A 9,999-nucleotide genomic window follows, 5' to 3' on the forward strand; every position below is an offset into this window, starting at 1 on the left:
TGATCCGGCAGCGATAACAATAAAAGCGTCCTGACATGACCCGAACAGCCCGCGTGACAGACCCCTCCTATGAACTGATGGATGACCACAACGGGTTGTCCATCATTTACCGCCAGCACGGGTTCCCCTGCCCTTTGGTGCGCTGGCATTTTCATAAGGAATACGAACTGCACCTGATCGTCGCCAGCTCCGGCAAAGTGTTCATTGGCGACTACATCGGCAACTTCTATCCGGAGACGCTGTTCCTGACGGGTCCCAACCTGCCGCACAACTGGATCAGCCAGGTCGAGGAAGACGAAGTGGTGCCCAAGCGCGACATGCTGGTCAACTTCACCGACGAGCTGTTCGAAAGCGGCCATCAAGTGTTTGCCGAGCTCAAGACTCTTGCTCCACTGCTGGAGCGCGCGCAGTACGGCATCGAGTTCCGCTGCAAGCGCACGATCCGCCAGGCCATGACGCTGATGCAGCGGATCGCCGACACGAATGGCGTGACGCGCCTCGGGTATTTTTTCATTCTGCTGGAGCTGCTGGCGGCCTCCGACGACTTTCAATTGCTGTCAGGTGCAACGACGCCGCAATTGGCCGACGAACACAATATCGATCGCACCAACCGCGCCGTGGACTACATCTTCGCCCACTACGCCCGGGAGCTGCCGCTCGAGGAAGTCGCCGAGCATCTGGGCATGAAGCCGACTTACTTCAGTCGCGTCTTCAAGCAGGCCACCGGGCGCTGCTTCATCGAGTTCGTCAATCGCCTGCGCATCAGCAAATCCTGTGAGCTGCTGGCCGACGGCAACAAACCGGTGACCGACGTGTGCTTCGAGTCGGGTTTCAACAATATTTCCAACTTCAATCGGCGTTTTCAGCAGCTCAAGGGCATGACGCCGTCGCACTACCGGCGGCTGGCGGTGCAGCGCCTTACTGAGCAAAATCTCGGCTAACCCCCAAGATTCCTTGTGGGAGCGAGCCTGCTCGCGAAAGCGCTGCATCAGTCACTATTGATGTCGATTGGCACGACGCCTTCGCGAGCAGGCTCGCTCCCACAGGGCTGAATTGCGGTCTTAAACCTGTACGTATCCGATACCTCTCCCTCGCTGAAAAGCCCTTCCCTGCGTCTACCGCTTTAAAGTCCAGTGCAAAATAGTATCGATCCAAGTGCGATGGATGATTTGTAACATCATCAATAGAGGGCTGTAATCAGTGCACATTCTTCCGGCCACGGAAGACACAAAAACAATAACTGTCCTTCTGTAACCCTTGGGTCGCAGAAAAGGAGTGCACGATGCAACCTTCTGTAAAAGCTCTGCTAGCCCTCACCTGCATGACCCTCAGCAGCGTCAGCCTCGGCGCTCAAACGCTGACCATCGCCACCGTCAACAATAGCGACATGATCCGTATGCAAAAGCTCTCGAAAACCTTCGAGGCCGAGCACCCGGACATCAAGCTCAATTGGGTGGTACTGGAAGAAAACGTCCTGCGCCAACGCCTGACCACTGACATCGCGACCCAGGGCGGACAGTTCGACGTGTTGACTATCGGCATGTACGAAGCCGCACTCTGGGGTGCCAAGGGCTGGCTGGAGCCGATGAAGGATTTGCCGGCGTCTTATGCCCTCGATGACGTTTTCCCATCGGTGCGTGAAGGCCTTTCGGTCAAGGGATCTCTGTACGCCCTGCCGTTCTACGCCGAAAGCTCGATCACCTATTACCGCACCGACCTGTTCAAGGAGGCCGGGCTGACCATGCCCGAGCGCCCTACCTGGACCCAGATCGGCGAATTCGCCAGCAAACTCACGAACAAGGATAAAGAACAGTACGGTATCTGCCTGCGCGGCAAGGCCGGCTGGGGCGAGAACATGGCACTGATCACCACCGTCGCCAATGCCTATGGCGCTCGCTGGTTTGATGAAAAGTGGCAACCGGAATTCACCGGTCCAGAGTGGAAAAACGCCCTGAACTTCTACGTTGATACCATGAAGCAATCCGGTCCTCCGGGTGCTTCCAGCAACGGCTTCAACGAAAACCTGGCGCTGTTCAACAGCGGCAAATGCGCGATCTGGGTCGATGCCAGCGTCGCCGGTTCCTTCGTCACCGACAAAACACAAAGCAAGGTGGCCGACCACGTTGGCTTCACCTACGCCCCGCACGAAACCACCGACAAAGGTTCGGCGTGGCTCTATTCCTGGGCGCTGGCGATTCCGACCAGCTCCAAGGCCAAAGACGCCGCCAAAACGTTCAGTGCCTGGGCCACGTCCAAGGAATACGGCGCGCTGGTCGCGGAAAAAGACGGCATCGCCAACGTGCCACCCGGCACTCGCGCCTCCACCTACAGCGAGGCCTACATGAATGCCGCGCCGTTCGCCAAGGTCACGCTGGAGTCGCTCAAAGCGGCGGACCCAAGCAAGCCGACGCTCAAGCCTGTGCCTTACATCGGCATTCAGTTGGTGACCATTCCTGAGTTCCAGGGCATTGGCACCCAGGTGGGCAAGTCTTTCTCGGCGGCGTTGATAGGTCAGACCACCGTCGATCAAGCGCTGACTGCGGCTCAGCAAACCACCGAACGTGAGATGAAGCGCGCCGGTTATCCGAAGTAACTCTCGCATCCGATTCAGGGAGGGCTTTTGTGGCGAGGGAGCTTGCTCCCGCTGGGTCGCGAAGCGGCCCCAATAGCTTTGCGACTGCTGCGCAGCCGAGCGGGAGCAAGCTCCCTCGCCACACAAGCCCGCTCCCACATTTCGATCTTCGTCTGTCTGTTCCTAATCGGTTTAATGCCATGAATATTTCAACTGCCAAAGCTCACATGGACATTCCCCAACCGGTGCGTAAAAGCCGGTTGGCCAACCCCGGCTGGTTTCTGGTCAGCCCTTCGGTGGCACTGTTGCTGCTGTGGATGATCGTGCCGCTGGGCATGACCGTCTACTTCTCGACGATCCGCTACAACCTGCTCAATCCAGGTGAAAACGAGTTCATCGGGCTGGAGAACTTCACTTACTTCCTGACGGACTCCGGTTTCCTGCCGGGCGCCACCAACACCTTGTTGCTGGTGGGCAGCGTGCTGCTGATCAGCGTGGTGTTCGGCGTGCTGATCAGTGCGCTGCTTGAAGCCAGTGAATTCATGGGGCGCGGCATCGTACGGGTCATGTTGATCTCGCCGTTCTTCATCATGCCCACCGTCGGTGCGTTGATCTGGAAGAACCTGATTTTCCATCCGGTGTCGGGGATTCTCGCCTACGTCTGGAAACTGTTCGGCGCGCAACCGGTGGACTGGCTGGCGCACTACCCGCTGCTGTCGATCATCATCATTGTGTCCTGGCAATGGCTGCCCTTCGCGATCCTGATCCTGATGACCGCCATGCAGTCCCTCGACCAGGAACAGAAAGAAGCCGCACGCCTCGACGGCGCCGGGCCGGTCGCCATCTTCTGGCACCTGACCTTGCCGCACCTGGCGCGGCCGATTGCGGTGGTGGTGATGATCGAAACCATCTTCCTGCTCTCGGTGTTCGCCGAAATCTTCACCACCACCAACGGCGGCCCCGGCTACGCCTCGACCAACCTCGCCTACCTGATCTACAACCAGGCGCTGGTGCAGTTCGACGTCGGCATGGCATCCGCCGGCGGCTTGATCGCGGTGGTGATTGCCAACATCGCGGCCATCGTGCTGGTGCGCATGATCGGCAAAAACCTGACAGACAAAGCCTGAGGCCCGCGCCATGACCCTTCAACAATCCCGTCGCCTGCAAAGCTTGCTGCTCGGCACGCTGGCCTGGGCCATCGCTATCCTGATTTTCTTCCCGATCTTCTGGATGGTGCTGACCAGTTTCAAAACCGAAATCGACGCCTTCGCCACGCCGCCGCAGTTCATCTTCACGCCGACGCTGGAGAACTACCTGCACATCAACGAACGCAGCGATTACTTCAGCTTCGCCTGGAACTCGGTGGTGATTTCTTTCAGCGCCACGGCGTTGTGCCTGCTGATCGCGGTGCCGGCGGCCTACTCGATGGCGTTATACGAAACCCAACGCACCAAGGGCACGCTGCTGTGGATGCTCTCCACCAAAATGCTGCCGCCGGTGGGCGTGTTGATGCCGATCTACCTGCTGGCCAAGACCTTCGGCCTGCTCGACACGCGCATCGCGCTGATCGTGATCTACACGCTGATCAACCTGCCGATTGTGGTCTGGATGATTTACACCTACTTCAAGGACATCCCCAAAGACATCCTCGAAGCCGCGCGCCTCGACGGTGCCACGCTGTGGCAGGAAATGGTCCGGGTGCTGTTGCCGATCGCCAAGGGTGGCCTGGCATCTACCGTTTTGCTGTCGCTGATCCTGTGCTGGAACGAGGCGTTCTGGTCCTTGAACCTGACCTCGTCCAAAGCCGCGCCGCTGACCGCGTTGATTGCCTCCTACTCAAGCCCTGAAGGCTTGTTCTGGGCCAAGTTGTCGGCAGTCTCGACGCTGGCCTGCGCGCCGATCCTGATCTTCGGCTGGATCAGCCAGAAACAATTGGTCCGCGGCCTGTCGTTCGGCGCCGTGAAATAGCCCTCAAAGAATAAGCACAAAAGGAGCGCCACCATGGCCAACCTGAAAATCAAGAATCTGCAAAAAGGCTTCGAAGGCTTTTCCATCATTAAAGGCATCGACCTGGAAGTGAACGACAAGGAATTCGTGGTGTTCGTCGGCCCGTCGGGTTGCGGCAAATCCACCCTGCTGCGCCTGATCGCCGGCCTGGAAGAAGTCAGCGGCGGCACCATTGAGCTCGATGGCCGCGACATCACCGAAGTCAGCCCGGCCAAGCGCGACCTGGCGATGGTGTTCCAGACCTACGCCCTGTACCCGCACATGACCGTGAAAAAGAACATGTCGTTTGCCCTCGATCTGGCGGGCGTGCCGAAAGCGGAAGTCGAGAAGAAAGTCGGCGAAGCGGCGCGCATCCTTGAACTGGGGCCGATGCTGGAACGCAAACCGAAACAGCTGTCTGGCGGCCAGCGTCAGCGCGTGGCGATCGGCCGGGCGATTGTGCGCAACCCGAAAATCTTCCTGTTTGACGAGCCGCTGTCCAACCTCGACGCCGCCCTGCGGGTGCAGATGCGCCTGGAGCTGCTGCGACTGCACAAAGAACTGCAAGCGACGATGATTTACGTGACCCACGATCAGGTCGAAGCCATGACCATGGCCGACAAAGTGGTGGTGCTCAATGGCGGCAAAATCGAACAGGTCGGCTCGCCGCTGGACCTGTATCACCAACCGGCCAACCTGTTTGTCGCGGGCTTCCTGGGCACGCCGAAAATGGGCTTCCTCAAGGGCAACGTCACCCGCATCGACAGCCAAAACTGCGAAGTACAGCTCGACGCCGGTGCTCGCATTACCCTGCCGCTGACCGGTGCCAACCTCAGCGTCGGTGGCGCGGTGACCTTGGGCATTCGTCCCGAGCATTTGGAACTGGCACAACCCGGCGACTGCACGCTGCAAGTCACCGCCGATGTCAGCGAACGCCTGGGCAGCGACACCTTCTGCCACGTTGTGACCTCCTCCGGCGAGGCCCTGACCATGCGCGTTCGTGGCGACCTCGCCAGCCGTTACGGCGAGTCCCTGAGCCTGCACCTGGACGCGGAACACTGCCATTTATTCGATGCCGATGGTGTGGCGTTGACCCGTCCGTTGCGCGTTGCGGCCTGATATCGAGACTATGTGATGAAACTCAACAAACAGAATCTCCACCACCTCAAGTCCGAGGTGATCCTGCCCGCCTACGTCCTGAACGATACGCGCCAAGGCATCGCGCACATTGGCGTCGGTGGCTTTCACCGCGCCCATCAGGCGTATTACACCGACGCGCTGATGAACACGGGCGAAGGCCTGGACTGGGCGATTTGCGGGGTCGGCCTGCGCGCCGAAGACCGCCGCGCCCGGGACGATCTTAAAGAGCAGGACTACCTGTTCACGCTGTTCGAACTCGGCGATACCGATGACACCGAAGTCCGGGTCATCGGTGCGATTCGCGACATGCTTCTGGCGGAAGACGGCGCGGCCGCGCTGATCGACAAACTCGCCAGTCCCGAGATCCGCATCGTTTCGCTGACCATCACCGAAGGCGGTTACTGCATCGATGACAGCAACGGCGAGTTCATGGCGCACTTGCCGCAAATCCAGCACGACCTGGCGCACCCGGAGGAGCCGAAAACCGTGTTCGGTTTCCTCTGCGCCGCGCTGGCCAAACGGCGCGCTGCCGGTACCCCGGCGTTCACCTTGATGTCCTGCGATAACCTGCCGCACAACGGCGCGGTGACCCGCAAAGCACTATTGGCCTTCGCCGCGTTGCGCGATGCCGATCTGTGCGACTGGATCGATCGCAACGTGAGTTTCCCCAACGCCATGGTCGACCGCATCACGCCGATGACCAGCACCGAACATCGCCTGCAACTGGCCGACAAACACGCGGTTGACGATGCCTGGCCCGTGGTCTGCGAACCGTTTGTGCAATGGGTGCTGGAAGACAAATTCGTCAACGGTCGCCCGGCCTGGGAAAAGGTCGGCGTGCAGTTCACCGACGACGTCACGCCTTATGAAGAGATGAAGATCAAACTGCTCAATGGCAGCCATCTGGCGCTAACGTATCTTGGTTTCTTGAAGGGGTATCGCTTCGTTCACGAAACCATGAACGACCCGCTGTTCGTGCGCTACATGCGGGCTTACATGGACCTGGACGTCACGCCACAACTGTCGCCGGTGCCGGGGATTGACCTGACCGATTACAAAGACACGCTGGTTGAACGCTTCTCCAATCAGGCGATTGCCGATCAATTGGAGCGGGTGTGTTCGGATGGCTCGTCGAAATTTCCCAAGTTCACCATTCCGACGATCAACCGCTTGATTGCCGATGGTCGCGAGACCAAGCGTGCGGCGTTGGTGGTCGCGGCGTGGGCGCTGTATTTGAAGGGCGTGGATGAGAACGGTGACACCTATTCGATTCCGGACCCACGGGCGGCGTTTTGTCAGGGGCTGGTGGTGGATGATGTGTTGATTACCCAGCGGTTGCTGGCGGTCGAAGAGATTTTTGGCACCGCTATCCCGCATTCGGCCGAGTTTGTGGCGGCGTTTGAGTGGTGCTGCAACAGCTTGCGGGAGGTTGGGGTGACGCGGACGTTGGAGCGGGTGCTGGCTTAAATACTGCGGTGAACTGACCGCCGTCTTCGCGAGCAAGCCCGCTCCCACATTAGATTCTCAGTGGATACAGAGTTTGTGTTCGACAACGATCGAATGTGGGAGCGGGCTTGCTCGCGAATGGCCTTCACCGAGATCGACCTGACACACCAAGGACCTGACATGGCAAACCAACACCTATTCCTGGGCATCGACTGCGGCACCCAAGGCACCAAAGCCATCGTCCTCGACGCAGTCAGCGGCCAAGTGCTGGGCCAGGGCGCCGCCGCCCACACCCTGATCAGCGGCGCCAATGGCCGCCGCGAACAAGACACACATCAGTGGCTGGAAGCCTTCACCCTCGCCACCCGCAACGCCCTGCTCGCCGCCAACGTCGACGGCCAACACATCCTCGGCATCGGCGTCTCCGGCCAGCAACACGGCTTGGTTCTGCTCGACGATCAGGGCCAGGTCCTGCGCCCCGCCAAACTCTGGTGCGACACTGAATCAACACCCGAAAACGACCGCCTGCTGGCGCATCTCGGCGGTGAAAAGGGCTCGCTTGAACGCCTCGGTGTGGTCATCGCACCCGGCTACACCGTGTCAAAACTGCTCTGGACCAAAGAACAGCACCCCGAGGTCTTTTCCCGAATCACCCGCATCCTGCTGCCCCACGACTACCTGAATTACTGGCTCACCGGTCGCAGTTGCAGCGAGTACGGCGACGCCTCCGGCACCGGTTATTTCAACGTGCGCACTCGCCAGTGGGACTTGCAACTGCTACGCGACATCGACCCCAGCGGACGCCTGCAGGCCGCCTTGCCGGAGTTGATCGACGCCCATCAAGCCGTCGGCACGATCCTGCCAAGCATCGCCGAACGTTTGGGCATCAACCCGCAAGCGCTGGTTTCAAGCGGCGGCGGCGACAACATGATGGGCGCGATCGGCACCGGCAACATCAAGCCTGGCGCGATCACCATGAGCCTCGGTTCGTCGGGCACGGTGTACGCCTATGCCGATCAACCGAAAGTCAGCGCCGATGCTTCGGTCGCGACTTTTTGCTCCTCCAGCGGTGGCTGGCTGCCGCTGATCTGCACGATGAACCTGACCAATGCGACGGGGGTCATTCGCGAGTTGTTCGACCTGGACATCCAGCAGTTCAACGATTTAGTCGCGCACGCCCCCATCGGTGCCGATGGCGTTTGCATGCTGCCGTTCCTCAACGGTGAACGCGTGCCCGCCCTGCCCCATGCCTCTGGCAGCTTGCTGGGACTGACGATGACTAACCTCTCGCGGGCCAACCTGTGCCGCGCGGTGGTGGAAGGCACGACCTTCGGTTTGCGTTATGGGCTGGACCTCCTGCGCCAGAATGGCTTACAAAGCCGCAGCATCTGCCTGATCGGCGGCGGCTCGAAGAGTCCAGTGTGGCGACAGATCGTCGCCGACATCATGAATACGCCCGTGATCTGCACCGAACAAAGCGAAGCCGCCGCCCTCGGCGCGGCGATTCAGGCGGCGTGGTGCAGGTCTTGGGCAAACGGACAGGAAGACAGTCTGGCGGACTTGTGCGAGCGTTGCGTCAAACTCGACCTGGCCAGTGAAACCCTGCCGATCGCAGGGAACGTAGCGGCCTGTCAGCAGGCCTACGAACGCTATCAACAGCATGTCGCAACCCTTTAAAGAGTGAACAATTATGTATCTGGTGTGTGGCGAAGCGCTGTTCGATTTCTTCAGCGAAGAAGATGCCAGCGGCCTGGCTTCAAAAGTGAATTTCAAGGCGATTGCCGGCGGCTCGCCGTTTAATGTCGCAGTCGGTTTGCGGCGTTTGGGGGTGGACTCGGCGCTGTTTGCCGGACTGTCTACCGACTACCTCGGCCAGCGCTTGCAGCAAGTGTTAAAGGACGAAGGCGTGCGCCCGGACTTCCTCGTGGACTTCGCCGCCCCAACGACATTGGCGATGGTTGCGGTGGGCGCCAACGGCTCGCCGCATTACATCTTTCGCGGTGAAGGCTGCGCGGATCGTCAGCTGAAACCGGAACACCTGCCGGAATTGGGGCCTGAAGTGCGCGGTTTGCACGTCGGTTCGTTCTCGTTGGTGGTGCAACCGATTGCCGACACGTTGCTGGCGCTGGTGCAACGCGAAAGCGGTAAACGACTGATCAGCCTCGACCCGAATGTGCGGCTCAATCCTGAGCCGAATATCGACCTGTGGCGTTCGCGGATCGCGACGCTGGTCGAATATGCGGACTTGATCAAAGTCAGCGATGAAGATTTGAGCCTGTTGTATCCCGAGCAGGATCCGCAGCGCGTGATTGAAGGCTGGCTGCAGCATCGCTGTCAGTTGGTGTTCCTGACCCGGGGTGGCGAAGGTGCGACGGTGTTCAGCCGGGTTCATGGTTCGTGGTCGGTGCCGGCCAGTTCGGTGAAGATTGCCGACACAGTGGGGGCTGGCGATACGTTTCAGGCGGCGTTGATTACCTGGTTGACCGAGCAGCAGTTGGATTCAGTGGAAGGTGTGCAATCGCTCGGCCGTGAACAGATTGACGGGATGTTGAAGTTTGCGGTGCAGGCGGCGGCGCTGACGTGCAGCAAGACCGGGCCGGATTTGCCGTATCGGCATCAGTTGGATCTTCGCTCAAGCTGATGGCCCCTTCGCGAGCAGGCTCGCTCCCACACGGGTTTTGTGTCGTTCACAAATCCAGTGTGGGAGCGAGCCTGCTCGCGAAGGCGATATTACTCACACTGCCAATTCCAGCTATTGAGCACTTCCAAGAGCGGCACATTAAGTAGTACCCCTGTACTCACTGGCTCAAACCGTGCCACTAAGGGTTTTCCCGATCCCCCAAGCCCCCCGCACC

The 9,999-nt window shown here is 59.7% G+C and carries 8 protein-coding genes; all 8 read left to right on the forward strand.

Annotation, left to right across the window (positions count from 1 at the left end):
• The first annotated feature begins 35 nt into the window (after positions 1-35).
• Positions 36-941: a helix-turn-helix domain-containing protein gene (locus AC07N8_RS05510; protein ID WP_493141626.1), complete on the forward strand. Its 906-nt coding sequence runs from the start codon at positions 36-38 to the stop codon at positions 939-941.
• Positions 942-1,282: 341 nt separating this feature from the next.
• Entirely contained in the window at positions 1,283-2,593 is a 1,311-nt protein-coding gene (locus AC07N8_RS05515; protein WP_483842039.1) for an ABC transporter substrate-binding protein, read from the forward strand.
• 179 nt (positions 2,594-2,772) lie between these two features.
• Entirely contained in the window at positions 2,773-3,699 is a 927-nt protein-coding gene (locus tag AC07N8_RS05520) for a carbohydrate ABC transporter permease (protein ID WP_483842040.1), read from the forward strand.
• 10 nt (positions 3,700-3,709) lie between these two features.
• Complete coding sequence (locus tag AC07N8_RS05525) at positions 3,710-4,540, forward strand: carbohydrate ABC transporter permease (RefSeq protein WP_493141623.1); 831 nt, start codon at positions 3,710-3,712, stop codon at positions 4,538-4,540.
• 33 nt (positions 4,541-4,573) lie between these two features.
• Positions 4,574-5,677, forward strand: coding sequence for an ABC transporter ATP-binding protein (locus AC07N8_RS05530; RefSeq protein ID WP_483842041.1), 1,104 nt, complete (start codon positions 4,574-4,576; stop codon positions 5,675-5,677).
• Between the two features lie 15 nt (positions 5,678-5,692).
• A complete protein-coding gene (locus AC07N8_RS05535; RefSeq protein WP_493141620.1) occupies positions 5,693-7,165 on the forward strand; it encodes a mannitol dehydrogenase family protein in 1,473 nt (490 codons plus the stop codon).
• Positions 7,166-7,324: 159 nt separating this feature from the next.
• A complete protein-coding gene (gene xylB, locus AC07N8_RS05540) occupies positions 7,325-8,821 on the forward strand; it encodes a xylulokinase (protein WP_493141618.1) in 1,497 nt (498 codons plus the stop codon).
• A 13-nt stretch (positions 8,822-8,834) separates the two neighbouring features.
• Positions 8,835-9,785 (forward strand): carbohydrate kinase family protein, encoded by a 951-nt coding sequence (locus tag AC07N8_RS05545; RefSeq protein WP_493141616.1) that lies wholly within the window; start codon positions 8,835-8,837, stop codon positions 9,783-9,785.
• The last annotated feature ends 214 nt before the right edge of the window (positions 9,786-9,999 follow it).

It is taken from the genome of Pseudomonas sp. GW821-FHT10C09, assembly GCF_059415465.1.

Bases quoted from the DNA above. Each gene is read 5' to 3' on its own strand.
- AC07N8_RS05515 (WP_483842039.1), top strand. From the start codon at position 1,283: ATGCAACCTTCTGTAAAAGCTCTGCTAGCCCTCACCTGCATGACCCTC.
- AC07N8_RS05510 (WP_493141626.1), top strand. From the start codon at position 36: ATGACCCGAACAGCCCGCGTGACAGACCCCTCCTATGAACTGATGGAT.
- AC07N8_RS05545 (WP_493141616.1), top strand. From the start codon at position 8,835: ATGTATCTGGTGTGTGGCGAAGCGCTGTTCGATTTCTTCAGCGAAGAA.
- AC07N8_RS05535 (WP_493141620.1), top strand. From the start codon at position 5,693: ATGAAACTCAACAAACAGAATCTCCACCACCTCAAGTCCGAGGTGATC.
- AC07N8_RS05525 (WP_493141623.1), top strand. From the start codon at position 3,710: ATGACCCTTCAACAATCCCGTCGCCTGCAAAGCTTGCTGCTCGGCACG.
- AC07N8_RS05520 (WP_483842040.1), top strand. From the start codon at position 2,773: ATGAATATTTCAACTGCCAAAGCTCACATGGACATTCCCCAACCGGTG.
- AC07N8_RS05530 (WP_483842041.1), top strand. From the start codon at position 4,574: ATGGCCAACCTGAAAATCAAGAATCTGCAAAAAGGCTTCGAAGGCTTT.
- xylB (WP_493141618.1), top strand. From the start codon at position 7,325: ATGGCAAACCAACACCTATTCCTGGGCATCGACTGCGGCACCCAAGGC.